Raw genomic sequence first — 17,284 nt, 5'->3', positions numbered from 1 at the left:
TAAGGAAACCCCATGTCTCTTGGAACAAAAATCGCGTGGGACGATACCGTCCTGCCCTTTCAACTTGATGTATCTGACATGCGCGGGCGCGTGGCCCGTCTGGATGGCGTATTGGACGGCATCCTGAAACAGCATGACTATCCGGAAAAGATTGAGGCCCTGGTGGCCGAGATGGCCCTGCTGACCGCGTTGATCGGCCAGACCGTCTCGCTGCGCTGGAAGCTGTCGTTGCAGGTGCAATCGAAGGGTCCGGTGCGCATGATTGCAACCGATTACTACGCGCCGACGCAAGAGGGTGAGCCGGCCCGCATCCGCGCTTACGCCAGTTTCGACCGCGATCGTCTGACCGATGGCGCGCCATTCGAACAGGTGGGCGAGGGCTATTTCGCGATCATGATCGACCAGGGCGAAGGCACGCAGCCCTATCAGGGCATCACTCCGCTGGCCGGAGGCTCGATCAGTGCTTGCGCCGAAGCCTATTTTGCGCAGTCCGAGCAACTGCCGACCCGGTTCTCGCTAAGCTTCGGCAAATCGACCGAACCGGGTGTGGGTGAGCATTGGCGCGCAGGCGGCATCATGTTGCAGCATATGCCCAAAGCTTCGCCTTTTGCGGCATCCAGCGAAGGGACCGGAGAGATCCTGACCGCCACTGATCTTGTCGATGGCGAAGAGGGTGAGAACTGGGGCCGCGTCAATATCCTTCTGGACACGGTCGAGGATCTGGAGCTGATCGGCCCCTCGATCGCGCCAACCGATCTGCTAGTGCGTCTGTTCCATGAGGAAAACCCACGGGTCTATGACGCGCAGCAGGTGCAGTTTGGCTGTACCTGCTCGGAAGAGCGTGTGCGCCAAAGCCTGTCGATCTATTCGGCCAAGGACATCGAAAAGATGACCACCCCCGAAGGTCAGGTTACGGCCGATTGTCAGTTCTGCGGTGCGCATTACGTGTTGGATCCTGCCACCGTGGGGTTTGACGCTGAAGACAGCAAAAGTGTCTGAGTTAGAGACACAGCTCCGGACGGCTTTGGGTCGTCCGGGCCATGGGTCCAGTGATTTTGACCTGAACCCAGACACCGTGCTGCCGTCGGGGCGCAAGTTGCGCCCGGCGGGGGTGCTGGTGCCGATCACGGTCGCGGACGGTGTGCCGCGGCTGATCCTGACCAAAAGATCCTCGGCTTTGAAGCACCACCCCGGCCAGATCGCTTTTCCCGGCGGCAAGCAGGATGAAGGTGACGCGGATGTCACTGCCGCTGCCCTGCGCGAGGCGCGGGAAGAGGTCGGTCTGCCCATCCATCTGCCCGAGGTTTTGGGTTTTCTGCCCATGCATGAAACCGTCACCTCGTTTTCGGTCACTCCGGTGGTGGCGATTATCCGGGAGGTCTTCGACCCGGTGCCTGAACCCGGTGAAGTAGACGAAATTTTCTCGGTCCCTCTTGCGCATGTGCTGAACCCTGCGAATTATGTAATCGAGTCGCGCCGTTGGCAGGGGACAAGACGGAAGTATTTCGCCGTGCCCTATGGCCCTTATTACATATGGGGCGCGACCGCCCGCATATTGCGCGGGCTTGCAGCACGGGTGAGTGAATGAAGCAAATCAGCGCGGCTTGGGTTTCGGACCCTGCGACACAAAAGGTATGCGCAGCCCTTACGGATGGCGGCGCGCAAGCGCTGTTTGTGGGGGGGTGTGTGCGCAACGCGCTTTTGGGCGCGCCGGTGTCGGACATTGATATCGCAACAGATGCGCATCCCAAAAGGGTACTGGAGCTGGCGCAGAGCGCTGGGCTCAAGGCGATTCCCACGGGGATTGATCACGGCACGATCACTGTGGTCTGCAACCACATCCCGCATGAGATCACCACCTTTCGCCGTGACGTGGAAACCGATGGCCGCCGCGCGGTCGTGGCCTTCTCGGACAAGGTGGAAGAGGATGCAGCCCGGCGCGATTTTACCATGAATGCGATCTACGCAAAGCCAAATGGCGCAGTGTTAGACCCGCTTTTGGGCCTGCCGGACCTTCAGGCGCGCCGGGTGCGGTTCATTGGAACTGCAGAAAACCGCATCCGTGAAGACTACCTGCGATCCCTGCGCTATTTCCGGTTTCATGCCTGGTACGGAGATGTCGAGGCCGGGTTCGACCCGGATGCTCTGGCCGCGATTGCAGCGAACCTGGACGGTTTGTCCACCTTGTCGCGGGAACGTGTCGGGGCCGAGCTGTTGAAACTGTTGGGTGCGCCCGACCCGGCCCCTTCTGTTGCTGCAATGCGCAGCACCGGAGTGTTGGCGCAGCTTCTGCCGGGCGCAGATGATCGCGCCCTTGCGCCTTTGGTTGCGATCGAGCAGGCCGCGGGTGCCGAGCCGGACGCGGTCCGCAGACTGGCAGCCATTGCCACGCCCGAGGACGCTGAGACGCTGCGCCTGAGCCGCAATCAATTGCAACGACTGACCCGGATGCGGGATGAGGCGCAGGCCTCGACCAGTGTGGCCGAATTGGGCTACCGCTACGGTGACGAGGGCGGCTTGCACGAAACACTGCTGCGATGCGCATTCCTTGAACAACCTTGGTCCGAGGATCTACGAAAGGCGCTGCATTCCGGAGCCGCCGCGCAGTTTCCGATCAAGGCGACTGATCTGATCCCCAGCTTCTCAGGCCCCGCGCTGGGCAAGAAACTGGCCGATCTTGAGGCAAGCTGGATCGCATCCGGCTTCACCCTGACGCGCGAGGATTTGCTGGCCGTCTAGCACGAAGTCTCAAAAGGGGATGACAAATCAGAACCTTTGTGCTTACGTGCGGCCGTCACATGGATGGAGGACTGCGAATGTATTACGGGATTTGGTTCGGCTAAAGCTGGGACGCTTACCCCGTACAGGGTGGTGTTCAGGCGCCATTCTTCTTCGCATGTCTAATTTTCCGCTCAATCGGAGCACTCCTCTATGTTTCGCTATTTCGAAAACCTCGTTGACCCTTTTGGCCCCTACAAAGAAGCCGACGCGCCACCAACCAAGCTGTGGCCGTTCATGCTGGACTATTCGCGCCCGTTCTATCGGGTGTTTGCCTGGGCGGCGCTGATCTCGATCATCGTGGCCGGAGTTGAAGTCGGACTGATCGCTTATATGGGTCGCGTGGTTGACCTTCTGGGCGGTACCCCGGCCGACGTCTGGCAGAACCACGGGACTGAGCTGCTGCTGATGGCTGCGTTTGTCCTGCTGCTGCGTCCGTTGCTGCATTTGATCGACGTGCTGTTGCTCAACAACACGATCCTGCCGAATTTTGGCACACTGATCCGCTGGCGAGCGCATAAACATGTTCTGCGCCAGTCGGTTGGCTGGTTCGAGAATGACTTTGCCGGGCGGATTGCCAACCGGATCATGCAGACGCCTCCTGCCGCGGGTGAGGTTGTGTTTCAGGTCTTCGACGCGATCTCGTTCTCGCTGGCTTATCTGATCGGCGCAGCCATTCTGCTCTATGCGGCGGACCCACGATTGCTGATCCCGCTGCTGATCTGGTTTGCGTTCTATGCGTTGTTGGTGCGCTGGACGATCCAGCGCGTTGGCCCGGCGTCCAAGGCGGCATCCGAAGCGCGCTCGACCGTGACGGGGCGCGTGGTGGACAGCTATACCAACATCCACTCGGTCAAGATGTTCGCCCATGGCCGGCAAGAGATGGACTATGCCCGCGAAGCCATCGAAGAGACGCGCCGCACCTTCCAGATCGAAATGCGGATTTTCACCATCATGGACGCAGTTCTGGTCGCTCTGAACGGTCTGCTGATCGTGGGCGTCGTGGGATGGGCGATTTCCCTGTGGATGCAGGGCACAGCCTCGGTCGGCGTTGTTGCGGCGGCGACGGCCCTGACCTTGCGCCTGAACGCGATGACCGGGTGGATCATGTGGGCGCTGACCAGCTTCTTCCGCCAGCTTGGCATCGTCGCTGAGGGGATGGAGACCATCGCCCAACCCATCGACCTGCTAGATGCGCCGACGGCGAAGCCATTGCAGCTGAGCAAGGGCAAGATCGAAATCGACGATCTGTCGCACCACTATGGCCGCGAGGCCGGAGGTTTGGACCGCATCAATCTGACCATTCAGCCGGGTGAGAAGATTGGTCTGATCGGGCGCTCTGGGGCCGGGAAATCGACCCTAGTAAAGCTTCTTTTGCGGTTTTATGACGTTGAGCGCGGCGGAATCCTGATCGACGATCAGAACATTGCGCAGGTCACGCAGGACAGTTTACGCAGCCGTATCGGCATGGTCCAGCAGGACAGCGCCCTGCTGCATCGGTCAGTCCGCGACAACATCCTCTATGGCCGTCCGGACGCGACCGAGGATCAGATGATCGCCGCGGCCAAACAGGCCGAAGCGCATGAGTTCATCCTCGACTTGCAGGACCCTCAGGGCAGAACCGGGTATGACGCGCATGTGGGTGAGCGTGGCGTGAAGCTATCTGGTGGTCAGCGACAGCGGGTGACGTTGGCGCGGGTCGTTCTGAAGGACGCGCCGATTTTGCTGTTGGATGAGGCGACATCCGCCCTAGATTCCGAGGTTGAAGCGTCCATTCAGGAAACCCTCTACGGTATGATGCAAGGAAAAACCGTGATCGCGATTGCCCACAGGCTCAGCACTATCGCTCAGATGGACCGTATTCTGGTGATGGATGCGGGCCGGATCGTGGAAGAGGGTGCGCATGCCGATCTTTTGGCGCAGGGTGGCCTTTACGCGCAGTTCTGGGCGCGGCAATCTGGCGGCTTCATGAATCCGGAGGCCGCTGAATGAGGGTTGCCGACCTTATCAACCCGTTCAAGAACATCGAGACGCCCCCACCACAAACGCTGGGGGCGTTCATTCGCTGGAGTCTGTCTGGCGCCTGGCCCATGCTGTTCGTTGCAGCGGCGTTCTCGGCGATCGCTGGCGCGATGGAGGCCGCCACGGCATGGATACTGGGCCGTGTCATCGACGTCGCGACCTCGGGCGGGCCCGAGCGTTTTCTGTCCGCCGAAAATATCTGGATGATTCTCGGCGCGGCGGCGTTCTTCATGATGATCCGTCCGATCCTGTTCGGGCTGTCCTCGGTGTCGAACAACTATATCGTCATGCCGAACATCCCGCCCTTGGTTCTCGCTAAGCTGAACCGCTGGACACTGGGTCAGTCTGTCACCTATTTCGACGACGATTTTGCCGGGCGGATTGCCCAGAAACAGATGCAGACCTCGAACGCGATGGCCTCGGTCGTATCAGAAACGATCAGTGCGATTGTCTTTGCTTTAGCTTCCCTTGTGGGGTCTTTGCTTTTGTTAGGGTCTATTCATCCATTGGTGATGCTGCCCTTTGCCGGTTGGCTGGTGGTCTACTTCATGCTGGTCCGCTGGTATCTGCCCCGCATTCGCAAACGCTCGGCCGCACGAGCTGGTGCGCGGGCCATGGTGTCCGGGCAGGTGGTGGATACGATCACCAACATCAAAACCGTCAAACTGTTCGCCCACTCCGCGTTCGAAGATCAGACAGCGCGCAATGCGATGGTCGACCTGCGTGAGAGGTCTCTGGATTTCGGCAAACTCTCCGCCACGTTCCGGTTCATCCTGATGGTTCTGGCCGGGGTCCTGCCCGTGATGCTTCTGGGTGCAACGCTCTTGCTGTGGCAACGGGGCATGGCTACGGCTGGGGATATCGTGGCGGCGGGTGCGGTTGCGATCCGCATTTCCCAAATGACGGGCTGGGTCAGCTTCACGCTGATGGGCCTTTACGCCAATGTTGGCGAGATCGAAAACGGTATGAAAACGCTGGCCAAGCGGGATCGGGTTGAGGATGCCGAGGCAGCCAAGGATCTTGCCGTGTCTCAGGGCGGCATCGCCTTTGAGGCGGTCAGCTTTGCCTATGGTCGCGATATCGGTGGTGTTTCCGATTTGAACCTGACGGTCACACCGGGCGAAAAACTGGGCATCGTCGGCGCCTCTGGTGCGGGCAAGTCGACCCTCGTTTCGCTTCTGATGCGGCTCTATGACGGGGAAAAAGGTGCAATTTTGATTGACGGACAGGATGTGTCACAGGTGACGCAAGACAGCCTGCGCCGTCAGATCGGGATGGTCACTCAGGAAACCGCCATGTTCAACCGCTCGGCGCGTGAGAACATTCTATACGGTCGCCCCGACGCATCCGAGGCCGAGATGATCGAGGCCGCCGAGAAGGCTGAGGCCCATGAGTTCATCCTGAGCCTCGAAGACGCGCAGGGCCGGAAGGGCTACGACGCGCATCTTGGTGAGCGGGGCGTAAAGCTCAGCGGTGGACAACGGCAGCGGATCGCCCTGGCCCGTGCAATTCTAAAGGACGCCCCTATCCTTGTTCTGGACGAGGCGACCTCGGCGCTCGATTCCGAGGTCGAAGCCTCGATCCAGACTGCGCTGCATCGGGTGATGGAGGGCAAAACCGTACTTGCCATCGCGCATCGCCTGTCGACCCTCAGCGAAATGGACCGGATCGTGGTGCTGGATCAGGGGCGGATTGTTGAGGCTGGAACACATGAGGCGCTTTTGGATCAGGGCGGGCTGTATGCGCGGTTCTGGCATCGCCAGTCGGGTGGTTTCATTCAGGCTGAAGCCGCAGAATAAGGGTTTTGTTGCAGGCAAACCCCGGCTATCAGGCCCCCATGACGCAGCAATTCACCATAAATCGCCTTGGTCACCAAGGCGACGGCATCGCAGACGGCCCTGTCTATATTCCCCGGACTTTGCCGGGCGAAGTGGTCAGCGGAACTCTGGTCGGCCAGCTATTGGAAGACATGCGGGTGGAAACCCCGTCGGATCAACGGGTTAAAGCCCCGTGCCGCCACTACAAAGCGTGCGGAGGCTGCCAGTTGCAACATGCCTCGGACGCATTTGTGGCGGATTGGAAAGTGGAGATCGTGCGCACAGCGCTGTCGGCACAGGGCCTTGAGGCCCCGATGCGGCCGATCCACACTTCGCCCGAGCGGTCTCGTCGGCGGGCAACAATTGCCGTGCGGCGGACGAAGAAAGGCACGCTGGCCGGATTTCACGGGCGCGCGTCCGACACGATCACCGAAATCCCGGATTGCCATCTTCTGGACCCGGCTCTGATCGACGCGATCCCGGTTGCCGAGGCGCTGGCGCTGCTGGGCGGCAGCCGCAAAGGTGTGTTGGCCGTCACGCTGACCCTGTCCGAGGGTGGTCTGGATATCGCTGTGTCAGGGGGCAAGCCCTTGGACGGCCCGCTGGAGCTGGCCTTGGCGCAAGCGACCGAGAAACACGGGCTGGCGCGCCTCAGCTGGGATGGTGAGGTGATCGCGATGCGGCAACCGCCAGTTCAGCGCTTTGGAACCGCCGGGGTGATCCCGCCGCCGGGGGCTTTTCTTCAGGCGACAAAAGACGGTGAACAGGCACTAACAAAGGCTGTTTTGGAGGCTACGCAGGGCGCCAAACGGGTTGTGGACCTGTTTTCCGGCAGCGGAACCTTCTCTCTCCCGCTTGCGCAGGAGGCTGAAGTTCACGCAGTGGAAGGCGAATCCGCGATGACGCAGGCGCTGGATCAAGGGTGGCGCAAGGCCACAGGGTTGAAACGTGTCACCTGTGAGGCCCGCGATCTGTTCCGGCGTCCTCTGATGCCGGATGAGTTCAAGGGTTTCGATGCAGTTGTCCTCGACCCGCCGCGTGCGGGGGCCGAAGCGCAGGTGGCAGAGCTGGCGCAGGCGCAGCCCCCGGTGATCGCCTATGTCTCGTGCAGCCCGGTTACCTTTGCGCGGGATGCAAAAACGCTGGTTGACGCTGGCTACACGCTTGAATGGGTACAGGTCGTTGACCAATTTCGATGGTCGTCGCATACGGAACTGGCCGCGCGGTTTGTGCTGAACCGGGCACGTTAAGGAGAAAGCCAACCCATGGCGTTCAAACAGCGCTTGCAGAGCATCATCGAAGCCCCCCTTTTCGGGCAGTTGATCACGGCTGTGATCATCTTCAACGCGATATTGCTGGGGATGGAAACCTCACCCACGCTGATGGATGCAGCGGGGCCATTGATCGTTATTCTCGATAAACTGTGCCTTGCGGTTTTCGTGGTCGAGATTGCGATGAAGCTGATCGTCTCGGGCCGCAACTTCTTCAAGAATGGCTGGAACCTGTTCGATTTCACAATCGTCGGTATCGCTCTGGTCCCAAGTGCTGGCGGGTTGTCGGTGCTGCGGGCCCTGCGAATCCTGCGGGTTTTGCGCGTGATCTCGGTTGCGCCGCGTCTGCGCCGGGTGGTCGAAGGCTTTATCTCGGCCCTGCCGGGTATGGCCAGTGTGTTCCTGCTGATGGCGATCCTGTTCTATATCGGAGCGGTGATCTCGACCAAATTGTTCTCGTATTCCTTCCCGGATTGGTTCGGAGATCTGGGCCTGTCGGCCTATACGCTGTTCCAGATCATGACGCTGGAAAGCTGGTCCATGGGCATCGTGCGCCCGGTGATGGAGATCTACCCATACGCCTGGCTGTTCTTTGTGCCTTTTATCATGGTGACCACCTTCGCGGTGGTGAACCTGCTGGTCGGTCTGATCGTAAATTCGATGCAGGATGCGCACCACGCCGAGGACGAAGTGAAGACAGATGCCTACCGGGATGAGGTGCTGGAGCGCCTGGAAGCCATAGAACGCCGACTGATTGAGCAATCAAACATCAAAAAGTGATTTCAGTTTTTTCATATTTTGGCATAATACCCAAAAAAAAGCAGCAGGCAGTGAATCATGGATCGTCGAGCATTTGGATTGGGTGCGATGGCAACGCTGAGCCTTTCGGCTTGCGCCTCAGCCAACCCTAGAATTCTGACATATAATGGACCCGAGGTAACCTCTCTGGTCGTCAATAAAGGTGCACGCAAGATGTACCTTCTGCATCATGAGCAGGTCTTGCGAGAATATGATGTTGATCTGGGCTTTGCGCCCAATGGCACCAAATTCAAGCGTGGTGACGGACGGACACCCGAAGGCAGCTACCTGATCGATCGTCGCAACCCGAACAGCCGGTATCATCTGTCATTGGGCATTTCATATCCCAACACGCAGGATGTGGCGCAGGCCAAAGCGGCGGGTGTCGATCCGGGTGGTGATATTTTTATTCACGGACAGCCCAATTTACGGTCCGAGCTGAAGCGCGCCAAGAAGACGCCGGACTGGACTGCCGGATGCATTGCCGTCAAGAATGACGAGATCGAAGAGATCTATGCGATGGTCAACCGCGGTACGCTGATCACCCTGCGACCCTAGCGCCAGGGCTCAAACCCGAATTTCGCATAGTCGCGCTGGTAGGCTTTGGCGGCCAGCGCCTCGAGCGTTTCGTCGTAGATATCCTGCAAGGCATAAGGCGCATCCGCAGCGCGGCTTTCAGGCATGGGCGGATTTCTGTGCCCCAAGCTTGTCGCGAGGTCGGGCAGAGCGGTCTTTAGCTCACTCTCTCGCAAGATCAGATCGGGCAGGGCGACAGGCGCCATCGCCTCGATCACTTTGGACTGGCTGCACCACATCGCATCAACGCGGATCGGGGTCTGGCCGTTCAGGTTGTGGTGCAGGAAGGTCAGGAACGCCGCAAATGCCGTATGGTGTTGATCTTTCGAGTAGTTCTTTTCACGCAACTGTCCTGGGATCGGCAGTTTGAACCGATTGCGCAGCATGTGGCGGATATCGGCATAGTCGTCATGGTCCTTGGCCAGAACATAGTCGCAAAACGCAGTATGCGCGCGGGCGATCGGATGTTGCAGCACGGTGAATTTGCGGTGTCCGGGATGGGTTTGCATCCAGCTTTCAACCGCGTCGGGGGTGTCGTGCAATGCACCCTCGTCGCACCCGTCCATCCGTGCCAACCACTGGGTAATAACAGGCTCTAACCTTCCGGGAATAGGCAGAAACAGCAAAGAAGTTGCTGGAGCCGCGAATTGTCTTTGCAGCTTTGGCGCGCGTCTTGGTTCCAGATCCGGCGTGCGATGCAGGGCGAAACGGTCCATCCCGGACACGGCGCTCGTCATCTCCTCCGGGTTAGTCACCTTGGTCACGGCGGCCGACGGGTTTTGTGGCTTTAGCGTATCGTCCAGCGCATCCAACCGCCCATCGGCCCCCAGCCATTGGGCCAACCCGTTCAAGATCTGTAAATCGCCAAGATCTTCATAGTTGATGTAAAAGGCGGTCTGACCCGATCTTTGCAGGTGGTTCAGCAGAGAGGTCTGATAAGAGGTGAGGGTGTCGACATAGTCCGAGAACTCAGCCGCGTCGAATTCGACTGTTTCCTCCAACCGGCGTTTGATGTTCTTCAACTGCCATTGCTTGGTTACACGAACGATCTTCAGCGACAGATAGCTGTCCAGCGGATTGCGGCTGAGGATGATCTTGGCGCAGAGCGGATCGTTCAGGACCTCAGGCAAGATGCGCGGGTCGTGTTCCTGAAAGTACCGAAACCCGTGCAATCCGTCCGGGGCTGTGCGGATGGCTGTCAGAAGTTTGCCGGGATCTTCGTCCCTTTCGTCCAGTGTTAGACCCAGAATCTGGTCTGATTTCACCCGACCGATGAAATGAGGATTAAAGGCCTCGCCATGGCAGGTGAGGCCGTTGATCTGGTTCAGGTTGGCCTCTAACAGGTTTGATCCGGTGCGCATCGCACCCAGGATCACGAAGGATTCAAAGGGACCGGCCATCGGGGATCACTGCACCAGATAAGGTTTGCGGAAAGGTTTGGTGCGGGTGCCAAACACATCATCGACGGGAAAATCGCCCATCAGTTGCGGGTGCATGCCCTGGTTTTTGAGGTTCTGGAGGAACTGCCCAAAGCCGGCCAAATCGACCATCAGGGGGGCCTCGGTCAGGTGGCGGGCCGTCTGTGGTGTGATTTCGTCCAGTATGGTTTGCAGCGGCTCCATCGGCGCCTCAATGAACTCCGCCAGCGTCCAGCTCCGAACACGCGCCTTTGTCCAGACCGAGCTCAGTACCTCAAGCTGTTTGCTTTCGATCTGCTGCAAGCGGGCGGCTTCGCACCGGATATCGGCGAAGTTCATGTTTGATCGGAACAGCGGGATCGCCCACGCGCCTGTAATCACTGAAATCTGCGCGTTCTTGTCCCGCGCCAGAAACCAGTTGATGTCCTGCGTGTCCCGCGGGCCGAACTGGAAACACTGGCGCTGGCCGCGCGTGTTCCAGATCAGGTTCGACAGGAACGCCTTGGGGTCATAGTCGCGCAAGGACGCACTGTCGCTGATCGCGCCATTCGTAATCGTCTCATCCTGTGCAAATTCGGCGCGGTTCGGGGCAAAGAGGTGCCCGTGAACCCGTGTGTTGGTCGCGGTTTCCAGCCAGGTTTCGAACTCTTCAAACAGGTCCGAGAACCCCTGAAACACCGAATAACCCGCCGCCGTCAGGCCGTTCTCGCTACCGTGGCGGGGAAAGCGGCTTTGCATATAGAGGCCATCGCGCCCGTGGGTGCGCCGCTCAACCGCTTTGGAAAAGACGCGGTCGATCTTGCCCGGGTTAGGTTCGGCCGGTCGCATCGCGCTCGTCTGGTCGGTCAGGAAAGAGTGATACAGTCTTTCGGCGCGCGGCCAGATTTTACGGGCAACAAAGCAGTCCGACCGGCGCAGCAATTGTAGGTGATCATCGTAAAAGATGTGGGGCCGCCCTTGGTAGTCGAATTTCGACAGGGTCAGGGACCGGCTTTCGATATGTGTGGAATAGAGCCGCGCAAGGGTCTGAAAATAGCTTTCATCCGGTATCCAGACATGGCGGAAATAGCGGTCATAGAACTTGCGCCTGGGGTCCTGCAGGATGGCCGAAAGAGTCTGCCGCGTCAGGCACCACCATTGGCTGCCCATATGCGGGGTCAAACCGTCCGGGATGCGACGGCGCATGCCAATCGCTCGTTGCAGTTTCACATAGGCGTCAAACAATTTGCGCTGATTGCGCCAGGAAAACGGGAACCGCAGGGTAAAGCGTTCGTGGTCCAGCCCGCCAATCGTCCAGCTGACATCGCCAGTTGTTGCGCTTTCGATGAAATCGACGCGGGGACGGTCGGACAGGTAGTCGATCAGTTCTTGCACCGGGCGCAAAGGCAGACACGCGCCGGACGACAGGAACACGTGGCGCACGTCCGGGTAGGTTTTCAGCATCTGCTCGGATGCAGATTGTGAGGCCGCCACGATACCCCAACGGCCCCAATCGCATTTGTGTCGCTCCGAGAAACCGATCAGAGGGTTGTCCGCGCACGAGGCGACAAAGCGGGAATATATCTTCTGAGAGACATTGCCATCCACGTGGATCACAACAGGGCAGCCCGCGGCGGTCCAGTGGCGGGCGACCTGTTCGGCACGGTCCAGGGCCGTGTGGACAAGCATGACGATGCCCAGCGAACTCATGCCCAGTTGCCTTTCGACATGAGGCCCAGAATCTCAAGCTGTCGCCAGTTGATATATTGTTCAGACCAATCGCAGCGGAAAACGGGTTGCTCCTCTAGCTGTTTGGCGTAGACCTTGTATTCACTGGAACCGCGATAGTGCTGCCGGCGCTGCATCTCTTCGCGCGCCTTGTCACCTAGGGTGTTGATCAGCTTGGCATGCAACAATGCGCCGCTGGTCTTTTCCCCGCCCCATTCGTCATAAACCTGGTTCAAACCGCGTGGCAGCAGCGAATGGGTCGAGCTGATATAGACATAGCGCCGATCCCATTTCACCAAGGGTATCTTGTTCAGCGCCGGGGCCTTCCATGGGTTGTCCTGAAAAAAGACACGTGCCCTTGGGCCGCCCTGAATCCAAAGGTTTCCATATTCGGGGTTCTTGGAAATCATGTAATTCCCGGCATCGAACCAACGCGCGATTTCAAACGGGTCCTGGCCCTCGTGATAAGGTTCGGCGTCTACGTGGCCTTCGGGATACATGTCGATCAGCATGGTGCCGAAACTGCGTACTGCACAGCTGTCCAGCCAGTCGGTCAGTGCGCTGATCGGGCGGGTGTCGCAAAACGGATAGATAAAGAACTCATCAGGGTCGACGGTCAAAACCCAATGCCCATGCGCGTATTTGCGCAGCAGGTAATTGGACCAATCCAACCCGAACCCTGCTTTTTTATAGCTGGTTTTTGTCTGCCAGACCGAGACGTCGGGCTGCGCGCGCAGAAACTCTAGGCTGCCATCCTCGCTGTTATTGTCGACAAACAGAAAGTGGTCGACGCCCAGTTTGCGATAGTAGTCCAGAAAGAAGGGAAGGCGGATCATTTCGTTGCGGACGACGCTCATCAGCAACACGTCGGCAGGGCGGATGGCTGCGGTATTGGTGCTGACGGGCTTCAGCTCACGCCGTCTTTTGACGCAGCGCACCAGACGGCGCTTGCGCCGTAACCTCATGCGATAAGATTCAAAAAGGCCCACGCGACTGCCCAACCCTTGTTATTGACGCGAGCGTCCCCGGATTGCCTGGTGAGTGTCCAAAACCCGAGTTCTGCCGACTATGCCATTTTTTCATCTTGCGAGGCAATGCATTTACAATAGGTTAGTGGCATGCGTCTCAGCCCTGCTGATCCGACCAGCCCCCTGCATTCATCAACCCCAACTGCTGCAGTTTTGACCAGTCGGTATAGGCCTCGGACTGGTCCGTCCACATATCCGGCTGGGCGATGATCCCATCATAGTACGTCTGGAATTGGTCGGGATCGTGAAAATGCTGGCGGCGCTGTTTCTCAATCCGTGACTTTGCGGTGATCTCGGGCAGGAACTTCGTGTGCAAAAGCACCCCCGAAGGCGCAGCTCCGTTCGGCCCGTCATAAAGCGCGTTCAGGTGCCGGGGCAGCGCGGAATGGGTCGCGTTTACATAGGCATAACGCTGGCACCACTTGATCAGAGGGATCTTGTTCAAAGTCGGTGAGCGCTGGCGTGTATTGGCGAAAAACACCCGCTCGCGCGCGCCGCCCTGCACCCATAGGTTGCCCATCGGGGTCTGCCGCTGCGTGCGGTAGGGGCCAGCGTCGAACCAGTTCAACACGTCTGTGGGGTCGCTGTCCGGGTCGTGGGCTTGTGATCCCAGCGGGCCTTTCGGGTAGAGATCCAGCATCAAAGCACCGAACCCTTTACGGCCTCGCCCCTCCAGCCAGCGGGTCAGGTCTTGCAAAGGTCGGGTGTCGTGATGCGCATAGATCAGCAGCTCATCCGCGTCGACCGTCAGACACCAATGGCCGTGGCCATACCGGATTTGCAATGATGTCAGCCAGTCCAGCCCATAGCGTGCGGCGCGGTAGCTGGCCTGAGTGTGCCAGAGCGATACGTCCGGCTGTTGCGCCAGAAACTCGGTCGATCCATCGTCGCTGCCATTGTCCACGACCAGAAAATGATCGACGCCCAAGGCGCGATAGTGCCGGAAGAACCACGGCAGGCGTTCCAGTTCGTTGCGCAGGGTGACGAAGGCCAGAATAGCACCGGGTTGGATAGCCGAAGTTCTGTTCTGCAAACAGGCCAACTGGTGCCGGCTGCGCCAGGATTGCCACAGCAGCCTGCGCCGTTTCCAGCGTAGCCGGTATTTCCGGGCCAGGCTGACACGGGGAAGCTGGGTGCTGACGGGGGTCAACGGCGGCTCATTTCTGGTAAGTGCCGGTTTGGTGCCAGCGCCACGCGTCGGCAACCATAGTCTCTAACGTTGAGCGTTTCGGCCTCCAGCCCAGCTCACCCTCAGCGCGGACCGAACCTGAAACCAGCTTGGTGCAATCCCCTGCGCGGCGCGGTCCGGCGCTGTAGGGAACAGCGCGATTGGTGACAGCCTTGGACTGTTCGATGACCTCAAGAACCGAGAATCCCGACCCGGTGCCCAGATTGAACACACGGCTGTCCTTGCCCTGTTGCAGCCAGTTCAGGCCCAGAACATGCGCGTCGACCAGATCGCAGACATGCACGTAGTCGCGGATGCAGGTGCCATCTGGCGTGTCGTAGTCTGTGCCGAACACGGTCAAGCCATCCCGCTTGCCATCAATCGCATCCAGCATCAGCGGGATCAGATGGGTCTCAGGCTGATGGAATTCACCAACCTCGCCTTCGGGATCGGCACCGGCCACATTGAAATAGCGGAAGATCACATGGCGCAGGCCATGGGCGGCCTCAAAATCGCGCAGGATATCTTCGATCGCGCGCTTTGACGCTCCATAAGCGTTGATCGGGTGCTGAGGAGTGTCCTCCTCCAGCACCACGTTGTCCTGATCGCCATAGGTCGCGCAGGTCGAGGAAAACACGAAATCCAGACAGCCTGCGGCCACAGCCGCCTCGATCAGAGTCAGCGAGCCGGTCACATTGTTCGACCAATAGCGCGCGGGCTGTTTCATGGCCTCACCCACCTGGCTGAGGGCGGCGAAATGCATCACAGCCTGAGGCTGATACTTGGCGAAAACCTCATCCAGCCGCGTGCGGTCCAGAAGATCACCCTGTTCAAACGGGCCAAACTTGACCGCATCCTGCCAGCCGGTGACAAGGTTGTCGTAGGTCACGGGTACAAAACCCGCCCGCGCCAGCGCCTTGCAAGCATGAGAGCCGATATAGCCTGCGCCACCCGTGACAAGGATCGTGTTCATTTCAGGTCCATTGGTTGCTTTAGGGTGTTCTTAGGCCAATGTGACCGGCTTGGTCAGGGGGAAAACGGGTCACTCCAGACCCATATCTACCATCATTGCCTCGATCTTGGGCACGTCCTGAGGGTTGTTCAGCTCCCAGAACTGGCGGCCTTTGGCTTCGACCTCGACGCATAGAACCTTGCGACCGTTTTCCATGAACCGCAGTTGTTCCAGCCCTTCCAGTTGCTCTAGGGGGCCGGTGGACCAGTTGGGATAGGCCGCCAACGCATCCGGTCGGTAGGCATAGACGCCGACATGGTGAAACACCGGTGTCAGATCCGTACCCGAATAGCTGTCAGCGGTGAAGGGCACCACCTCTTTCGAGAAGTACATCGCGCTGTTATCGCTGGCAAAAACGGCAGTCGTGCCACCGACGCGCCCGTGTTTGCGATCATTGAGCAGACTGTTCAGCGCGTCTCCGTCGCAGCGCAGAACAGGTGTGGCGACACCGGCCTCGGGCGCGGCGCGCAGGCCCGAGATCAGATCCTCGACAAACCAATGCGGCGTCAGCGGTGCGTCGCCTTGCAGGTTCACGATGATCTCATAGCTGCTGCCCAAAGCCTCATGCGCTTCGGCACAGCGTTCGGTGCCATTCTGGCAGTTTTCCGAGGTCATCACGACCTCGGCCCCGAACCCTTCGGCGGCATCGCGGATGCGGTTGTCGTCTGTGGCGACAACCACCTTGTCCACGCCTGACACAGACTTGGCCGCGCGCCAGGAGCGTTCGATCAGTGTCATGGATTTGCCCGTCGCGCCGGTCAACGGTACCAAAGGCTTGCCCGGATAACGGGATGAGGCGTAGCGGGCGGGAATGGCGATCAGAACAGACATCAGGCTTCCTTCAACTCAACACCCGGAGCGTAGGCGATGAAGAACGGGTTTGCATAGCCGTCCTTGCCGTAAGTCAAGGGCATGTGGTCATCGAACCGGACCACCTGACCACCGGCCCCGGCCAGAACGGCATGCCCGGCGGCGGTGTCCCACTCCATCGTGCGCCCGACCCGCGGGTAGAGATCCGCCTCGCCCGTTGCGACCAGACAGAACTTGAGGGACGAGCCCGCGCTCTTGCTGTCCCGCACGTGATATTTGTTTATGTAATCCTCGGTTGCCTGATCCCGGTGCGATTTGGATGCGACGATCAAAAGGGCAGAATTGTCTGGATTAGAGACTGAAATCGGTGTGGTTTCCCCGGCTTGGACTTTGTCCAATGCGCCGGTTTCTTCTACCGATTGACCGTCGGCTTGGGTGTAGAACATGCGACCGCGCGCAGGGGCATAGACGACGCCGCGTGTCGGGGTGCCGTTCTCGACCAGCGCGATATTGACCGTAAAGTCGCCGCGCCTGTTGATGAATTCCTTGGTGCCGTCCAGCGGATCAACGATCAGGAAGGTTTCGCCTTTCTCGGAATGCGAAGCGGCCTGTTCCTCGGTTACCAAAAGAATGTCAGGGAACGCAGCGCGCAGACCCGCCGAGATCAGCGCATCGGCGGCCTCATCAGCCTCGGTCACGGGGCTTTCGTCGGATTTGACCTTCACATCGAACGTGTCCGAGTTGTAAATCTCCATGATCTTGTCACCGGCTTCCAGTGCCAGCCGCCGGATGACGGGGATAAGGGCGTCGTAGGTCACAAAAAAGCTCCGATTTGGTGGTTTATTGATCGAATGTTGTGACGGACTTATGATGTGCTGG

General features: G+C 59.2%; 15 protein-coding genes. 8 read left to right on the top strand and 7 right to left on the bottom strand.

Annotated elements, in window-relative coordinates:
• Positions 1–12: 12 nt before the first annotated feature.
• The 8 genes from hslO to AC2FD8_RS02840 all read left to right on the top strand — a co-directional run bounded on the left by hslO (position 13) and on the right by AC2FD8_RS02840 (position 9,244).
• Positions 13–999 carry an Hsp33 family molecular chaperone HslO gene (hslO, locus tag AC2FD8_RS02875; protein ID WP_496853397.1) on the top strand — a complete coding sequence of 329 codons (987 nt, stop codon included), beginning with the start codon at positions 13–15 and terminating at the stop codon, positions 997–999.
• Entirely contained in the window at positions 992–1,588 is a 597-nt protein-coding gene (locus AC2FD8_RS02870) for a CoA pyrophosphatase (protein ID WP_496853398.1), read from the top strand. The genes hslO and AC2FD8_RS02870 overlap by 8 nt, the downstream gene beginning before the upstream one ends.
• The gene (locus AC2FD8_RS02865; RefSeq protein WP_496853399.1) at positions 1,585–2,739 is read left to right on the top strand and encodes a CCA tRNA nucleotidyltransferase; all 1,155 of its coding nucleotides are present in this window, start codon (positions 1,585–1,587) and stop codon (positions 2,737–2,739) included. The genes AC2FD8_RS02870 and AC2FD8_RS02865 overlap by 4 nt, the downstream gene beginning before the upstream one ends.
• 192 nt (positions 2,740–2,931) lie before the next feature.
• Positions 2,932–4,770, top strand: coding sequence for an ABC transporter ATP-binding protein (locus AC2FD8_RS02860; RefSeq protein WP_496853400.1), 1,839 nt, complete (start codon positions 2,932–2,934; stop codon positions 4,768–4,770).
• Complete coding sequence (locus AC2FD8_RS02855; RefSeq protein ID WP_496853401.1) at positions 4,767–6,599, top strand: ABC transporter ATP-binding protein; 1,833 nt, start codon at positions 4,767–4,769, stop codon at positions 6,597–6,599. Before AC2FD8_RS02860 ends, AC2FD8_RS02855 begins: the two co-directional genes overlap by 4 nt.
• 38 nt (positions 6,600–6,637) lie before the next feature.
• Entirely contained in the window at positions 6,638–7,867 is a 1,230-nt protein-coding gene (locus tag AC2FD8_RS02850; protein WP_496853402.1) for a class I SAM-dependent RNA methyltransferase, read from the top strand.
• Between the two features lie 15 nt (positions 7,868–7,882).
• The gene (locus AC2FD8_RS02845) at positions 7,883–8,668 is read left to right on the top strand and encodes an ion transporter (RefSeq protein ID WP_496853403.1); all 786 of its coding nucleotides are present in this window, start codon (positions 7,883–7,885) and stop codon (positions 8,666–8,668) included.
• A gap of 57 nt (positions 8,669–8,725) precedes the next feature.
• Positions 8,726–9,244 (top strand): L,D-transpeptidase family protein, encoded by a 519-nt coding sequence (locus AC2FD8_RS02840; protein ID WP_496853404.1) that lies wholly within the window; start codon positions 8,726–8,728, stop codon positions 9,242–9,244.
• Here the strand turns inward: AC2FD8_RS02840 and AC2FD8_RS02835 are convergent.
• The 7 genes from AC2FD8_RS02835 to cysQ form a co-directional block, all read right to left on the bottom strand.
• Positions 9,241–10,662, bottom strand: a complete 1,422-nt coding sequence (locus AC2FD8_RS02835) for a nodulation protein NodH (protein WP_496853405.1) — start codon at positions 10,660–10,662, stop codon at positions 9,241–9,243. The genes AC2FD8_RS02840 and AC2FD8_RS02835 overlap by 4 nt on opposite strands.
• Before the next feature lie 6 nt (positions 10,663–10,668).
• Positions 10,669–12,369, bottom strand: a complete 1,701-nt coding sequence (locus tag AC2FD8_RS02830) for a DUF5927 domain-containing protein (RefSeq protein WP_496853406.1) — start codon at positions 12,367–12,369, stop codon at positions 10,669–10,671.
• Positions 12,366–13,352 carry a glycosyltransferase family 2 protein gene (locus tag AC2FD8_RS02825; RefSeq protein ID WP_496853407.1) on the bottom strand — a complete coding sequence of 329 codons (987 nt, stop codon included), beginning with the start codon at positions 13,350–13,352 and terminating at the stop codon, positions 12,366–12,368. The genes AC2FD8_RS02830 and AC2FD8_RS02825 overlap by 4 nt, the downstream gene beginning before the upstream one ends.
• Before the next feature lie 160 nt (positions 13,353–13,512).
• Positions 13,513–14,565: a glycosyltransferase family 2 protein gene (locus AC2FD8_RS02820; RefSeq protein WP_496853408.1), complete on the bottom strand. Its 1,053-nt coding sequence runs from the start codon at positions 14,563–14,565 to the stop codon at positions 13,513–13,515.
• A 7-nt stretch (positions 14,566–14,572) separates the two neighbouring features.
• Positions 14,573–15,556 carry a UDP-glucose 4-epimerase GalE gene (gene galE / locus AC2FD8_RS02815; RefSeq protein WP_496853409.1) on the bottom strand — a complete coding sequence of 328 codons (984 nt, stop codon included), beginning with the start codon at positions 15,554–15,556 and terminating at the stop codon, positions 14,573–14,575.
• A 69-nt stretch (positions 15,557–15,625) separates the two neighbouring features.
• Positions 15,626–16,426 (bottom strand): 3-deoxy-manno-octulosonate cytidylyltransferase family protein, encoded by an 801-nt coding sequence (locus AC2FD8_RS02810; RefSeq protein WP_496853410.1) that lies wholly within the window; start codon positions 16,424–16,426, stop codon positions 15,626–15,628.
• Positions 16,426–17,223: a 3'(2'),5'-bisphosphate nucleotidase CysQ gene (gene cysQ / locus AC2FD8_RS02805; RefSeq protein ID WP_496853411.1), complete on the bottom strand. Its 798-nt coding sequence runs from the start codon at positions 17,221–17,223 to the stop codon at positions 16,426–16,428. The genes AC2FD8_RS02810 and cysQ overlap by 1 nt, the downstream gene beginning before the upstream one ends.
• Positions 17,224–17,284 lie beyond the last annotated feature (61 nt).

The organism is Ruegeria sp. YTSC192 (genome assembly GCF_059609705.1).
The sequence above is the reverse complement of the archived record's forward strand: the minus strand, read 5'-3'. Positions and strand labels throughout refer to the sequence as shown.